Origin of the sequence: Humitalea rosea (assembly GCF_003253705.1) — a bacterium.
Lineage (GTDB): Bacteria > Pseudomonadota > Alphaproteobacteria > Acetobacterales > Acetobacteraceae > Humitalea > Humitalea rosea.
In genome coordinates, this window is record NZ_QKYU01000002.1 from 59,989 (window position 1) to 73,915 (window position 13,927).

Genomic DNA, 13,927 nt, shown 5'->3' on the forward strand with positions numbered 1-13,927 from the left:
TTCCCAGTCAGGGCCGCAGCATGGCGCCCCTGACGGGATAGGCAACCCGCGCGCTCAGGCCAGCTCGTACTCGACCTCGGCCTCATAGACCGAGGCTTCCTTGCCCAGGCGCGAGGAAAACAGCGTGAAGGCCTCGATCGGGACCGGCGGGGCGCGGAAAAGATTATGGGCCTGCACGAAGGCCGCGAGCTTTTCCGGCGCCGCGCGATCGGTGCGGGCGATGGTGACGTGGGGGGCGAAGCGCTTGCGCTCCGGCGGCATGCCGCTGCGCTGCAAGGCGGTTTCGATCTTGGATTGCAGGTGCGAGAGCGCGTCGGACCGCTCCACCCCGACCCACATCGCCTGGATGCGCCCAGCCTTCTCGTAAAGGCCGATGCCCCGCAGGGTCAGGTCGAAGCCGCGGCTGCGGATGCCGGCCAGGGCCAGGTCCACCTCCTCCGCTTGCCACCCCTCGATCTCGCCAATGAAGCGCAGGGTCAGATGGTAATTCTCCGGCGGCACCCATCGGGCACCGGGGATGCCGGCGTGCAGGGCGGCCAATTGGCTGCGGAGCACGGCGGGGAGGGAGAGGGCCACGAACAGACGAAACATCGGCGGTCGTCCTCAGGCGAAAAGGGCGGCGGCGGGGTGACTGGTCGGCGGGGCAGGCCTCGGGCCCTGGGGTCCTCCTGTCAGGCGTCGGGGATCAGGGCGAGCAGACGCTCGACCGGGGCAAGCATGTTGCGGGCCAGCAATGCCGCGCCGCGGGGATTGGGGTGGATCCGGTCGGCCTGGTTGAGCGCGGGGTCGCCGGCGATGCCCTCCAGCAGGAAGGGATAGAAGATCACCGCCGGATGTTCAGCGGCCAGCCGCGTGAAGATTGCCGCGAACTCCCGCCCGTAATCGGCGCCGAGGTTGGGCGGGGCCAGCATCCCCGCCATCATCACGGGCAGGCCGCGCGCCGCCAGACGGTCCAGGATATCGGCGAGGTTGACGTAGGTCTGCCCGGGCGGCAGCCCGCGCAGCCCGTCATTCCCGCCGAGCGCGAGGATCACCGCATCCGGCTTGTCGGCCAGCATCCAGTCCAGCCGGGAGCGGCCGCCGGCGCTGGTATCGCCCGAGACGCCGGCATCGACCACCCGCACCGGGTTCCCCGCCGCGCGCAGCAGCGATTCGAGCTGCGCGGTCGGGCCGTCGGCGCGCGCCAGCCCGTAGCCGGCCGTGATCGAGTCGCCCAGCATGGCGATGGCGATCTCACGCGCCCCGCCGTTCGGCGCAACGGCGGCGGCGGCAAGCCCGGGAAACACTGCGAAACCCGCCAAAGCCTTCACCAGCGCGGCGCGGCGCCCATATCGGAGAGGAGACACAAGCGAACGGAAAGACATGACCGACTCCACGCCGCCGCTGATCGATGCGCGCGACCTGAGCTTCACGGTGGGGACGGCGGGCGGGCCGGTCAATATTCTTCGTGGTGTCAGCCTCACGATCCGTCCGGGAGAGTCGGTCGGCATCGTCGGCCCCTCCGGTTCGGGCAAGACCACTTTGCTGATGCTGCTGGCGGGGCTGGAGCGCGCGACCGGCGGTGCGTTGCGCGTGGCCGGGCTGGACCTTGGCGCGCTGGACGAGGATGCGCTGGCCCGCTTCCGCCGCGACCGTCTCGGCATCGTGTTCCAGGCCTTCCATCTGATCCCGACCATGACGGCGCTGGAGAATGTCGCCGTGCCGCTGGAATTCGCCGGCCGCCGCGATGCCTTCGACCGCGCCGCCGCCGCCCTGCAATCCGTCGGCCTCGGCCACCGGCTGGACCATTACCCGGGCCAGCTTTCGGGTGGCGAGCAGCAGCGCGTCGCCCTGGCGCGGGCCATCGTCGGCGAGCCGCAGCTGATCCTGGCCGATGAGCCGACCGGCAACCTCGACCGCGGCAATGGCACGGCGGTGATGGATCTGCTGTTCGGCTTGCAGCGCGATTCCGGCACCACCCTGCTGCTCATCACCCATGATGCGGCGCTTGCCGCCCGCTGCGCGCGGCAGATACGCATCGAGGATGGGCGGATCGCCTCCGACAGCGCGGTGTTGGCCGAGGCGGCGTGATCGAGGGCGCGGCCCTGGGGGCGCGGGGCACGCTCGGCCTCGCCTGGCGCCTGGCGCGGCGGGAGCTGCGTGGGGGGTTTGCCGGGCTTCGGATCGTCATCGCCTGCCTGGCACTCGGCGTCGCGGCCATCGCCGCCGTCGGCACGCTGCGGGCGGCGACCGAGGCGGGGCTGGCCGAGGATGCGAGCCGGCTGCTCGGGGGCGACCTGGAAATCCGCTCCACCTACCAGCCTTTGCCGCCGGAAGGCCGCGCCTGGATCGCCGCGCGCGGGGGCAGGCTGTCGGAGGTGGTGCAGATGCGCGCCATGGCCATCGGCCCCTCCGGCGAGCGCAGCCTCGTCGAGTTGAAGGCGGTGGATGGCGCCTATCCGCTCTATGGCGCGCTGGTGCTGGACCCGCCAGTTCCGCAAGGCGGGCTGATGCCGGGCGGGCTGATGCCGGGCGGGCTGATGATGGATCGCAGCATCGTCGAGCGCCTGGGCCTCAAGCCGGGCGACGAGGTGCGGATCGGCGAGGCGCGCTTCCCCCTGCGCGCGGTGATCGTGACCGAGCCGGACAAGGTCGCGACCCCGGCCATCTTCGGCCCGCGCGCGATGATCCCGCTGGCCGATGTCGAACGCACCGCGCTGATCCAGCCGGGCAGCATGGTGGCCTATGAATACCGCGTGGCCTTGCCCGCCGGGGCCGATGCGCGCGGCTTCGCGGCGGCGCTGCGGACGCAGCCCTTCGCCGATGGCGGCTGGCGGATCCGGGTGGCCGACCAGGCCGCGCCCTCGGTCACGCGGTTTGTCGATCAGGCGGCCTCCTTCCTGGTGCTGGCCGGGCTGACGGCGCTGCTGGTCGGCGGCATCGGGGTCGCGACCGGGGTGCGGGCCTGGCTGGAGGCGCGGGCCCGGACCATCGCGACGCTGCGCTGCCTGGGCGCGCCGGCGAATCTGATCTTCGCGACCTATTTCGCACAGGTGATGGTGCTGGCGGCGATCGGGATCGGGATCGGGCTGGTCGCGGGCTATGCGTTGACCTGGGCGGCGGCCTCGGCGCTGGCCGGCGCGCTGCCTGTGCCGCCGCGCCTCGGGCTGTATCCTTGGCCGCTGGCGCTGGCGGCGATCTATGGGCTGCTGACGGCGCTGGCCTTCTCGCTCTGGCCGCTGGGCCGGGCGCGGGACATTCCGGGCGCGGCGCTGTTCCGCACCGGGCTGGCCGCGCCCACGGTGCGGCCGCGGCTCTCGCTGGTCGCGGCGAATGCCGCGGCGGCGCTGGCGCTGGTGGGGCTGGTGGTGGCGACGGCCGACCGGCCGATGTTCGCCGCCTGGTTCTGCCTGGGCGCGCTGGCGACGCTCGGGATGTTCCGGCTGGGCGCGAGCCTCCTGATGGCCGCCGCCCGCGCCATGCCACGGCTGCGGATGCCGTCGGTGCGGCTCGGGCTGGCCAATCTGCACCGGCCGGGGGCGCCGACGCCGATCATGCTGGTGGCCCTCGGCATCGGCCTGACCACCTTGGCGGCGGTGGCGATGATCGAGGGCAATCTGCGCCGCCAGATCGCCGAATCGCTGCCCGAGGCCGCGCCCTCCTTCTACTTCATCGATATCCAGGCCGATCAGGCAGAGGCCTTCGACGCCACCGCCCGCGCCTTGCCCGGGGTGACCGAGGTCGAGCGCGTCCCCAGCCTGCGCGCCCGCATCGTCGCGGTGGATGGGGTGCCGGTGGAGCAGATGGTGGTCTCCCCCGAAACCGCCTGGGCGCTGCGCGGGGATCGCGGCCTGACCTATACCGCGAAGATGCCGGAGGGCACCCGGCTGGTCGCCGGCGCATGGTGGCCGGAGGAGTATGCCGGGCCGCCGCTGGTCTCCTTCGATGCCGGGCTCGCGGCGGGCTGGGGGCTGCAGCTCGGCGGCACCATCACGGTGAATGTGCTGGGGCGGGATATCGAGCTGAAGGTCGCAAGCCTGCGCGACGTGGCCTGGCGGTCGCTCGGCATCAACTTCACCTTGGTCGCCTCGCCCGGGCTGCTGTCCTCGGCGCCGCACACCAACATCGCGACCGTCCGCAACGCGCCGGGGCAGGATACGGCGGTGCTGCGGGCGCTGACCGATGCCTTTCCTAACATCTCCGGCATCCGGGTGCGGGATGCGCTGGAGGCGGTCGCCTCGCTGCTGGGGCGGCTCGGCACCGCGCTCTCCTCCACGGCGGCGGTGACCCTGCTCGCGGGGATGCTGGTGCTGGCCGGCGCGGTCGCGGCCGGGCAGGCGCGGCGGGTGCGGGATGCGGTGGTGCTGAAGACGGTGGGCGCCCTGCGCTCGCAGATCCGCGCGGCCTATCTGGTCGAGTTCGGGGTGCTGGGGCTGGCCTCGGGGCTGCTGGCGGCGGTGGCCGGGACCATCGCCGCCTGGGGCGTGGTGCGCTTCGTCATGCACGCCGACTGGGTGTTCCTGCCGGGCACCCTGGCGAGCGTGGTCGGGCTCTGCCTGCTGCTGACGCTCGGCTTCGGCTATGTCGGGACCTCGCTGGCGCTGCGGGCGCGGCCGGCGCCGCTGCTGCGGAACGAATGAGGATGCCGATGACCGGGACCGACGAGACTCTCCTCCGCCGCGCCTTCGCCTTGGCCGCCACGGCGCGGGCGCGGGGGGACCGGCCCTTCGCCGCCGTCATCGCCGATGCGGAAGGGCGGGTGCTGGCCGAGGCGGGGTCCACCCAGGGCGCCTCCGGCGACGGCACCCTGGCGCATTCGGAGATGAACGCCTGCCAGGCCGTGATCGCCGCCGCCGTCCCGCGCGAGACCCTGCGCGGGGGCACGATCTATTCCTCCGGCGAGCCCTGCGCGATGTGCAGTGCGGCGATCTTCTACACCGGCATCGGGCGGGTGGTGTTCGGGCTTTCGGCCGCCGCCATCCTGCATCTGCGGAACGCGCAGCCGCATACCGCGGGGCTGTCGCTCTCCTGCGCCGAGGTCCTGGCCAGCGCCGCCGAGCCCGTCGCCGTGCTCGGCCCCTGCCTGGAGGTGGAGGGCGCGGTGCCGCACCAGGGCTATTGGACCCCCTGAGCCGATCCCCCCCCCTGAGCCGATCCCCCGCTGTGGCGAGGACGCCGGCGATGCGCTAGGCACCCCGGCGTTGGTGCAGTGCGGCAGGGCCCGAAAGGGCCGCCCGCGCTGCGGCCGTCTTGCCACCCCGGACCCAGGCCCATCGCCATGCTGAGGCAATTCGCCGCCTACTACCGGCCCCATATGCGGCTGCTGCTGCTCGATTTCGGCTGCGCGGCGCTGTCGGGGATGCTGGAGCTAGGTTTCCCGATGGCGGTGCGCGCCTTCATCGACCATCTGCTACCACAGCAGGACATGCAGTTGATCGGGCTGGCCGTGTTCGGGCTGCTGGCGCTGTATCTCGCCAATGCCGGGCTGATGCTGGTGGTGACCTACTGGGGCCATGTGCTCGGCATCGCGATCGAGACGACCCTGCGCGCGCGGGCCTTCGACCATCTGCTGAAGCTCTCCTTCCGCTTCTACGACAACCAGAAGACCGGGCATCTGGTCGGCCGCGTCACCAAGGATCTGGAGGATATCGGCGAGGTCGCGCACCACGGCCCCGAGGACCTCCTCATTGCGCTGCTGACCTTCCTCGGCGCCTTCGTGCTGATGCTGCTGGTCAGCCCCATCCTGGCGCTCATGACCGCGCTGATCGTGCCGGGGATGGCGCTGGTGGTGGCGCGCTACGGCGGGCGGATGACGCAGAACTGGCAGGTGCAATTCGCCCGCGTCGGCGCCTTCAACGCCCGCATCGAGGAAGCGGTCGGCGGCATCCGCGTGGTCAAGGCCTTCGGCAATGAGGCGCATGAGCGGCACCTCTTCGCCGCCGACAATGAGAAGTACCGGGACACCAAGCTCGGCGCCTATCGCATCATGGCGACGAGCCAGGCGCTGAACTACCTCGGCATGCGGCTGGTGCAGGTGGCGGTGATGCTGGCCGGCGCGATCCTGATCGTGCGCGGATCGCTCTCGATCGGCGATTTCGTCGCCTTCCTGCTGCTGGTCGGCGTGTTCTACCGGCCCCTCGACAAGATCAGCCAGGTCATCGAGACCTATCCCAAGGGCATCGCCGGCTTCCGCAGTTTTCTGGCGCTGCTGGCGACCGAGCCCGATATCCTGGACCGCCCCGGCGCCATCGCCGTCGGCAAGCTGCGCGGCGATCTGCGGTTCGAGGGGGTGAGCTTCGGCTATACCCCCGGCCGGCCGGTGCTGAAGGGGTTGGATCTGGCGGTCGCGGCGGGGCAGACCATCGCCCTGGTCGGCCCCTCGGGGGCGGGCAAGACCACGCTCTGCTCGCTGCTGCCGCGCTTCTACGATGTGCAGGCCGGGCGCATCACCATCGACGGCATCGACATCCGCGACATGACGCAGGCCTCCCTGCGCGGGCAGATCGGCATCGTGCAGCAGGATGTCTTCCTCTTCGCCGGGACCTTCCGCGCCAATATCGCCTATGGCCGCCTCGGCGCCTCGGAGGCCGATATCCTGGAGGCCGCCCGTCGCGCCCGGCTGGATGCGGTGATCGAGGCGCTGCCGCAAGGGTTGGACACGCTGATCGGGGAGCGTGGGGTGAAGCTCTCCGGCGGCCAGAAGCAGCGCCTCGCGATCGCCCGCATCTTCCTGCGCAACCCGCCCATCCTGATCCTGGACGAGGCGACCTCGGCCCTGGATTCGGAAACGGAGCGCGCCATCCAGCACTCCCTGTCCGAGCTTGCCGCCGGGCGCACCACGCTGGTCATCGCGCATCGGCTGGCGACGGTCCGCAATGCCGACCGGATTATCGTGGTGACGACCGAGGGCATTGCGGAGCAGGGCTCGCATCACGAGTTGCTGGCGGCGGGTGGGGCCTATGGGCGCCTGCACGCGGCCCAGTTTGCCCCGGAAGAGGCAGCCGTCTGAGCGGAAGTTCATGTTCCGAAAAGCCGCTTCCTGCTCTATCATCCCCATGTAAAGCTGAGCAACCGGCCGGTCCGGGGCATTGATCCGGATTACAGACCGTCCATATAATGCCAAACCGGCGGAGTGTTTCCGCCTACAGGAGATTTCAGCACCATGTCTTGGTCCAACAACCGACCGCCCTCACCGATGGCCGGCTGGGGCCGTGCCGCGACGGGGCTTGATGCCGCGACGCTCGATGCCGGGCTGCGCGCCTATATGCTGCGCGTCTACAACTGGATGGCCTCCGGCCTCCTGTTGACCGCCATGGTCGCCTATTTCGTGTCGAGCGTCCCGGGCGTGTCCGAGCTGTTCTACACCGTCGTCCGCACGCCGCGCGGCTATGCCACGGCGCCGACGATCCTCGGCTACATCGCGATGTTCTCGCCGCTCGCCTTCGTGCTGGTGCTGTCCTTCGGCATCAACAAGCTGAGCCGGCCGGCCGTGCAGGCGCTGTTCTGGGCGTTCTGCGCCGCGATGGGCGCCAGCATGGCGAATATCTTCGTCATCTACACCGGCGCCTCGATCGGCAGCACCTTCTTCGTGACCTCCGGCATGTTCGCCGCGACCAGCCTCTACGGCTACACGACCAAGGCCGACCTGACGAAGATGGGCAGCTTCATGATGATGGGGCTGATCGGCATCATCATCGCCTCGGTCGTCAACATGTTCCTGGGCAGCAGCGCGCTGGCCTTCGCCATCAGCGTCATCGGCGTGCTCGTCTTCGTCGGCCTCACCGCCTACGACACGCAGCGGATCAAGGCCGACTATGTCGAGCATGCCTATGCCGAGGGCTCGGATGAAGCCGGCAAGCGCAGCGTCATGGACGCGCTGGGCCTCTACCTGAACTTCATCAACCTGTTCCAGTTGATGCTGCAGTTCATGGGCGTCCGCCGGGACTGATCCCGCCAACCCCACCAAAGAAGAAGGCCCCGCGGATCGCTCCGCGGGGCCTTTTTCATGTCTGCCGCCAAGACGGAATCAGGCGGGCAGGATCAGGAGGCGAGGCCGAGCTTCAGGGTCGCCAGCAGCTTCTCCACCGCGGTCGGCTTGTCGGTCTTGTCGATCGCCGCGACCTCGGCCGCCAGACGGTCCAGCGCCTGTTCGTAGATCTGGCGCTCGCTGAAGGACTGGTCGGGCTGGCCGGAATTGCGGTGCAGGTCGCGCACCACCTCGGCGATCGAGATCGGGTCGCCCGAGTTGATCTTCTGCTCGTATTCCTGCGCCCGGCGGGACCACATGGTGCGCTTGATGCGGGCGCGGCCCTTCAGCGTGTCCAGCGCCTCGCCGATCTTCGGCCCATCGGCCAGCATCCGCAGCCCGGCGGTCGAGGCCTTGCTGATCGGCACCTTCAAGGTCATGCGGTTTTCGTCGAAGGTCACGACGATCATGCCGATCACCGAACCCATGACGATGATCTCCTCGATCCCCTGGACCTGGCCGACGCCATGGGTCGGGTAGACCACATGATCGCCCGCCTTGAAGTCGCGGCCGTCATTGCCGAGCGGCTTCGGCGGGGGCTTCGGCATGCCGCTGACGGGCGGGCGCGCGACGCCGGTCGGTGCCAGCACGGGTGCGGAGGTATAGGTCGGAGGGGGCGGGGGTGTGTCGGTCATGGGAATGGCTGCCTGGGTTTCGGCCATACCCGGCCCAGCGGAGCTGGCGGGCGGGGTGGCCGGAGGAGCGGGAGGCGCTGCCGAGGCAGGCGCGGTGGGTGGCATCTGGCCGGCGGGCGTGCCGTTCGACACGGCGGCTCCGCTCTCGGGCCGTGTGGCCTTCGGGGTCTTCTTCGCGGTCGATTTCGTCGCCGCTGCGGCGGTGGGGCTCGCGCCCCCCTTATCCTTATCTGTCATGCGAGGGTGTCCGCCCTGGAACGAGCCAAGCTCCACGCCGGTCCCACGCGCCGCCGAACGGCGCCCAGGATCGAGCCAAGGGGGGCACCCTATCACAAAAACAGGCCCTTGTCAGGCGTGCCTGGCGCGGGCCGTTTCTAATGTCTCACACTGTCCCATCCCGCGCGAAGCCGCGCGGGGGCGATCACGGCTCGCCGGGTTCCGGGCTGAACAGCGCGAGCTTGTTCGGCTTGTCCTTCCACTCATCCGCATCGGCGGGCGGTTCGCCCTTGCGCGTGATGTTGGGCCATTGCGTCGCATAGGTGCGGTTCTGCTCGACCCAGGATGCCGCCTTGTCGTCGCTGTCGGGCAGAATGGCCTCGGCCGGGCATTCGGGTTCGCACACGCCGCAGTCGATGCATTCGTCCGGATGGATGACGAGCATGTTCTCGCCCACGTAGAAGCAGTCCACCGGACACACTTCCACGCAGTCCATGAACTTGCACTTGATGCAATTCTCGGTGACGACGTAGGTCACGAACAGGTACTCCAGCGCGGGCACGGGAAAATGCCGCGCCGGGTTCGACAAGTCCAGGGCGCCCCACGCAAGGGAGGGCTGCGCCCCCTGACCCCCGACGTGGTGCGGCTCGCCCTCAGGCAACAGCCCCGGGGTGAAAATGCCCATGCACACGCCGGGCCGTGGCGGGGCCGATGCCGGGGCAATGCATCAGGTCTTCCAGCGAGGACTGCCTGACCCCGCGCGCGCTGCCAAAATGGTTCAACAGCGCCCGCTTGGTGGCGGGGCCGACGCCGGGCACCTCATCCAGCTCGGATTTCACCATCGCCTTGGAGCGCCCGGCGCGGTGGGTGGTGATGGCGAAGCGATGCGCCTCATCCCGCAGCCGTTGCAAATAGTAGAGCACCGGGTCGCGCGGCGGCAGCTGGATCGGCGCCCGCCCGGGCATGTGGAACCATTCCCGCCCGGCATCGCGGTCCGGCCCCTTGGCGACGCCGACCAAGGGGATGTCGTCCACGCCCAGCTCCGCCAGCACCTCCCGCGCGGCATTGAGCTGGCCGAGCCCGCCGTCGATCAGCACGAGGTCCGGCCAGGACTCGCCGTCGCGGCCCGGGTCTTCCTTGAGCGCGCGACCAAAACGGCGCTCGAAGACCTCCTTCATCATCGCGAAATCATCGCCGCCGCCGATGGGCCCGGCCGCCTTGATCCCGTATTTGCGGTAGGCGGATTTGATGAAGCCGGCCGGCCCCGCCGCCACCATCACGCCATAGGCGCTGGTGCCCTGGATGTGGCTGTTGTCGTAGATCTCGATGCGGGCAGGGGGCTCGGGCAGGTCGAAGACGCGCTGCACCCCCTCCAGCAACGCGGTCTGGGCGGTGCCTTCCGCGAGCCGCCGCTCCAGCGCCTCGCGCGCATTGGTGACGGCATGGTCCACCGCGCGGGCCTTGTCGCCGCGCTGGGGGCGATGGACCTCGACCCGGCGATTGGCGCGCAGCGACAGCGCCTCGGCGATCAGCGCGGCATCGGCGGGGTCGTGGCTGACCAGCACCAGCGGTGGCGGGGGGATGTCGTCGTAGAGCTGCGCCAGGAACGCCCCCATCACCTGCGCCGGCGGCACATCGCCCTTGGCATGGCTGGGGAAGAAGGCGCGGTTCCCGTTGTTGCGCCCGCCCCGGTAGAAGAAGACCTGCACGCAGGATTGCCCGGCCGCCTGGTGCAGGGCGACGACATCGGCATCCCCCATGCCGTCCAGATTGATGCGGTCGGTCCCCTGGATATGGGTGAGGCCGCGGATGCGGTCGCGCAGGGCGGCGGCGCGTTCATATTCCATGCGCTCGGCCGCGGCCTCCATCTCCGCCGCGAGCTTTTTCTGGATCGACGGGGTTTCGCCGGAGAGGAACTGCTTCGCCTGGGCCACGAGGTCGGCGTAGTCCGGCTGGCTGATGCGCCCGACGCAGGGCGCCGAGCAGCGGCGGATCTGGAACAGCAGGCAGGGCCGCGAACGGGAGGCGAAGACGGTGTCGCGGCAGGAGCGCAGCAGGAACACCCGCTGCAACGCCGTCACCGTCTGCTTGACCGCCCAGGCGCTGGCAAAGGGACCCCAGTAGGAGGCGCCCGGCTTCTTCTCGCCCCGGTGCTTGCCGATCTGGGGGAAGGGGTGGCCCTCCGTCAGCACCAGCCAGGGGTAGGATTTGTCGTCGCGCAGGACGATGTTGAAGCGCGGCCGCAGCCGCTTGATGAGGTTGGCCTCCAGCAACAAGGCCTCGGCCTCGCTCTGGGTGGTGATGACTTCAAGCGATTTCGTGTCCGCGACCATGCGTCGCAGACGCTCCGGCAACCGGGCCGGGCGCGTATACGCAGCGACCCGCTTGCGTAACGAGCGGGCTTTGCCAACATAAAGGGCAGACCCATCGGCGGCCAGCATCCGGTAGACGCCGGGCCCCTGCGGCAGGTTGGCCAGCGCCGCGAGCAGCAGCGGCGCGCCAGCCAGGGAAGGGGGAGCGTCAGGGTCCATGGGCTGCCGATAGCCGTGGGCTATGGGTCGGGCAAGCGCATTGCCTTATCCCCGAACCCTGTGGACAACTCTGTGGGCGGAATGTCGGCGAAGGCCCGCCAGCCGCAGTCATCCGCCAGTCACAGCGGCTTGCATGTAAAATAGGCATAATGTTAAGCCATTGTTTTTATTGAAAAAATAAAAGCCGCGAGGAAAGATGCGCGTCAAGAGGTAATCGCATGTTGACGCTCAGCCGGTCGGCATGCAGCGGGGGGTGGCGGTGGATGATTTTCTGACGGCCGCGCCGACCGCAATGCGATATGACAATTCCCTGACCCCTCTGATACCAGTAGGTTACAGCCGTCGCCGCTCCACCGTGACCCCGACCGAGACCGCGTCGGGCAGGATATCCGGTTTCGCCGCTGTAACGCGGGCCGACAAGACCCGGCTATCCTGCAATGCAGCAACCGCTATTCGTTCAGCGAGCGTCTCGACCAGGCGGGTGTGCCCTTCCGCGACAATGCGACGGGCACTGGCCACCACCTCGGCATAATCGACGACCCGGGCCAGCTTGTCGGGACCGATTCCATCCGGGGCGAATTCATCCACCACGGCAAGCTCGATATCCAGGATCAGCCGTTGCGGCGCCGCCTGCTCATGCGGATAGACGCCCAGCCGCGCCAGCACCGTCAGCCCGCGCACAAAGACCCGCCGGATCGCCGCATCGGCATCGGGCGTATAGGGGATGCTCATTCCTCGGGCTCCGCAGTGGGGGTGCCGGGCGACCACTGCAAATGCTGCCCGCCGTCCAATGCGATCATCTGCCCGGTGACGGAGGGCATGGCCAGCAGCGCCAGCGCCACCCCTGCCACCTCCTCAGGGCTGGTCCCACGGCGCAGGGGGGTGGAGGCGCATTGGCGGTCGAACTGCGCCTGGCTCTGGCGGGGGGAGGGGATGGCCGGGCCGGGGCCGATCGCCACCACCCGGATGCGCGGGGCCAGGGCGAGCGCCAGGGTCTGGGTCAAGGTCCAGAGCCCTGCCTTGGAGACGGTGTAGGAAACGAAATGCGGGGTCAGCGACCAGACCCGCTGGTCGATCATGTTCAGCACCACCCCCTCCGCGCCCGGCGGCAAAGCGGCGGCGAAGGCCTGGGCCAGCACGAAGGGCGCGCGCAGGTTCGGCTCCATATGCCGGTCCCAGGAGGCGCGGGAGGCATCCGCCATCTCGTCCCGCTCGAAGGTGCTGGCGTTGTTCACCAGCACGCCGAGCGGACCGAGGGCGGCGATGGCGGCGGGGACCAGGCCCGCGACCTCCGCCTCCTGCCCGAGATCGGCGCGCAGCGTCACCACGCGGCGGCCGAGGGCGCGGATCTCGGCCGCGACCGCCTCGGCATCGGTGGTCGCGTGATGCAGGGCGATGTCGAAGCCGGCACCGGCCAGCGCCACCGCGATGGCGCGGCCCAGGCGCTGGGCGCCGCCGGTCACCAGGGCCACGCGCGGGATCGAGGGGGGGATCAGCAGCATCCCGCCCCCTTACCCGGCGTGGCGGCCGGGGGCTACGGGTGCCGCGGTCAGACCACGGCCGTCCAGGTCGCGGGGATGAAGCGGTAGCCGCCCTCGGTCTTGGCGACATAGCCATTGGCCGGGAAGGGGAAGTGGTAGCCGATGCAGCGCAGCCGGTCGGTCGCCACCTGGTCGAAGACGCGGCGCCGGGTCGCCTCGGCCAGCACCGGGTCCATGTCGAAGATCGCGTGCCAGCCGGGGTTCTTCAGGTTCAGCTCGGAGTGGTTGGTGACGTCGCTGAGGATCATCAGGCTCTCGCCGCCATCCTCCACGGTGAAGGACATGTGCCCCGGCGTGTGGCCATAGGTCGCGACGGCGCGGATGCCGGGGGCGACCTCGGCGCCGGCGGCGTAGCGTTCGGTCTTGGCGGCATAGGGCCCCAGGCGCCGGCGCACGTTCTGGAAGGCCCCGCGCATGCCCTCGGCCGCGCGCGACATCACCGCATCATCCATCCAATAGGCGTATTCGGGCTCCGGTACCCAGAGATCGGCATTGGGGAAGACCGGCGTGTTGTCCGGCGTGGTCAGGCCGGTGATGTGGTCGCCGTGGAAATGGCTGATGACGACCCGCGTCACCGCCGCCGGGTCCAGCCCCGCCGCGCGCATATTGGCCGCGATGGTCCCCGCCGTCGGGGCGCCAAGCTGATTGCCCGTCCCGGTGTCGAACACCACCAGCCCCGACGAGGTCTGCACGAAGGTGATGGTGAAGGGGATGTCCAGCCCGGGGAGCGGCATATAGGAGTCGCGCAACGACGCCTCGACCTGCTCCGGCGTGGCATTGCGGACGAAGCCGGTCAGGATGTTGGGGCGGGGGGCGAAGCCGTCATGCACCACGGTCACGGTCTTGGCCCCAACCTTGAGCCGGTAGAAGCCCGGCGCCTGAGCGGTGGGCGCCGCCCCTTGCGCGGCGGCGAGGCCCGGGGCGGCGAGCGCGCCCAAAGCGGTGGCGGCGAAAAGGCTGCGTCGGTCCATGCTCATGGTCTGGCTCCCGGTTAGGTTG

The 13,927-nt window shown here is 69.9% G+C and carries 13 protein-coding genes; 5 read left to right on the forward strand and 8 right to left on the reverse strand.

Translation table 11 applies throughout. The features are described 5' to 3' along the window. Positions 1 to 54 precede the first annotated feature (54 nt). On the reverse strand, positions 55 to 591 hold the full coding sequence (thpR, locus tag C8P66_RS02310; RefSeq protein WP_111396527.1) for an RNA 2',3'-cyclic phosphodiesterase: 537 nt from the start codon (positions 589 to 591) through the stop codon (positions 55 to 57). 80 nt (positions 592 to 671) lie between these two features. Further along, positions 672 to 1,346, reverse strand: a complete 675-nt coding sequence (locus C8P66_RS02315) for an arylesterase (RefSeq protein WP_245903168.1) — start codon at positions 1,344 to 1,346, stop codon at positions 672 to 674. 16 nt (positions 1,347 to 1,362) lie between these two features. On the opposite strand from C8P66_RS02315, the gene C8P66_RS02320 reads away from it, so the two are divergent. From C8P66_RS02320 to C8P66_RS02340, 5 genes are all read left to right on the forward strand, one after another. Beyond that, positions 1,363 to 2,070: an ABC transporter ATP-binding protein gene (locus C8P66_RS02320; protein WP_111396529.1), complete on the forward strand. Its 708-nt coding sequence runs from the start codon at positions 1,363 to 1,365 to the stop codon at positions 2,068 to 2,070. Continuing rightward, on the forward strand, positions 2,067 to 4,619 hold the full coding sequence (locus C8P66_RS02325) for an ABC transporter permease (protein ID WP_111396530.1): 2,553 nt from the start codon (positions 2,067 to 2,069) through the stop codon (positions 4,617 to 4,619). The genes C8P66_RS02320 and C8P66_RS02325 overlap by 4 nt, the downstream gene beginning before the upstream one ends. Before the next feature lie 8 nt (positions 4,620 to 4,627). Then, positions 4,628 to 5,110 (forward strand): nucleoside deaminase, encoded by a 483-nt coding sequence (locus C8P66_RS02330; RefSeq protein ID WP_158537068.1) that lies wholly within the window; start codon positions 4,628 to 4,630, stop codon positions 5,108 to 5,110. A gap of 147 nt (positions 5,111 to 5,257) precedes the next feature. Continuing rightward, entirely contained in the window at positions 5,258 to 6,988 is a 1,731-nt protein-coding gene (locus C8P66_RS02335; RefSeq protein ID WP_111396532.1) for an ABC transporter ATP-binding protein, read from the forward strand. Between the two features lie 153 nt (positions 6,989 to 7,141). Next, positions 7,142 to 7,927: a Bax inhibitor-1/YccA family protein gene (locus C8P66_RS02340; protein WP_111396533.1), complete on the forward strand. Its 786-nt coding sequence runs from the start codon at positions 7,142 to 7,144 to the stop codon at positions 7,925 to 7,927. A 92-nt stretch (positions 7,928 to 8,019) separates the two neighbouring features. Here the strand turns inward: C8P66_RS02340 and C8P66_RS02345 are convergent, their stop codons facing one another. The 6 genes from C8P66_RS02345 to C8P66_RS02370 form a co-directional block, all read right to left on the reverse strand. After that, positions 8,020 to 8,640 (reverse strand): CarD family transcriptional regulator, encoded by a 621-nt coding sequence (locus C8P66_RS02345; protein WP_245903169.1) that lies wholly within the window; start codon positions 8,638 to 8,640, stop codon positions 8,020 to 8,022. Between the two features lie 421 nt (positions 8,641 to 9,061). After that, complete coding sequence (fdxA, locus tag C8P66_RS02350) at positions 9,062 to 9,394, reverse strand: ferredoxin FdxA (RefSeq protein WP_111396684.1); 333 nt, start codon at positions 9,392 to 9,394, stop codon at positions 9,062 to 9,064. 115 nt (positions 9,395 to 9,509) lie between these two features. Next, positions 9,510 to 11,387, reverse strand: coding sequence for an excinuclease ABC subunit UvrC (gene uvrC / locus C8P66_RS02355; RefSeq protein ID WP_111396534.1), 1,878 nt, complete (start codon positions 11,385 to 11,387; stop codon positions 9,510 to 9,512). Between the two features lie 333 nt (positions 11,388 to 11,720). Then, positions 11,721 to 12,119, reverse strand: coding sequence for a dihydroneopterin aldolase (gene folB, locus C8P66_RS02360; RefSeq protein ID WP_111396535.1), 399 nt, complete (start codon positions 12,117 to 12,119; stop codon positions 11,721 to 11,723). Then, positions 12,116 to 12,889 (reverse strand): SDR family oxidoreductase, encoded by a 774-nt coding sequence (locus C8P66_RS02365; protein ID WP_111396536.1) that lies wholly within the window; start codon positions 12,887 to 12,889, stop codon positions 12,116 to 12,118. Before C8P66_RS02365 ends, folB begins: the two co-directional genes overlap by 4 nt. A gap of 47 nt (positions 12,890 to 12,936) precedes the next feature. Then, positions 12,937 to 13,905 carry an MBL fold metallo-hydrolase gene (locus C8P66_RS02370; RefSeq protein WP_111396537.1) on the reverse strand — a complete coding sequence of 323 codons (969 nt, stop codon included), beginning with the start codon at positions 13,903 to 13,905 and terminating at the stop codon, positions 12,937 to 12,939. Positions 13,906 to 13,927 lie beyond the last annotated feature (22 nt).

Coding starts and splice junctions, on each gene's coding strand:
- uvrC (WP_111396534.1), bottom strand. CDS start 11,387: ATGGACCCTGACGCTCCCCCTTCCCTGGCTGGCGCGCCGCTGCTGCTC.
- C8P66_RS02335 (WP_111396532.1), top strand. CDS start 5,258: ATGCTGAGGCAATTCGCCGCCTACTACCGGCCCCATATGCGGCTGCTG.
- C8P66_RS02320 (WP_111396529.1), top strand. CDS start 1,363: ATGACCGACTCCACGCCGCCGCTGATCGATGCGCGCGACCTGAGCTTC.
- C8P66_RS02330 (WP_158537068.1), top strand. CDS start 4,628: ATGACCGGGACCGACGAGACTCTCCTCCGCCGCGCCTTCGCCTTGGCC.
- thpR (WP_111396527.1), bottom strand. CDS start 591: ATGTTTCGTCTGTTCGTGGCCCTCTCCCTCCCCGCCGTGCTCCGCAGC.
- C8P66_RS02345 (WP_245903169.1), bottom strand. CDS start 8,640: ATGACCGACACACCCCCGCCCCCTCCGACCTATACCTCCGCACCCGTG.
- C8P66_RS02340 (WP_111396533.1), top strand. CDS start 7,142: ATGTCTTGGTCCAACAACCGACCGCCCTCACCGATGGCCGGCTGGGGC.
- C8P66_RS02365 (WP_111396536.1), bottom strand. CDS start 12,889: ATGCTGCTGATCCCCCCCTCGATCCCGCGCGTGGCCCTGGTGACCGGC.
- C8P66_RS02370 (WP_111396537.1), bottom strand. CDS start 13,905: ATGAGCATGGACCGACGCAGCCTTTTCGCCGCCACCGCTTTGGGCGCG.
- folB (WP_111396535.1), bottom strand. CDS start 12,119: ATGAGCATCCCCTATACGCCCGATGCCGATGCGGCGATCCGGCGGGTC.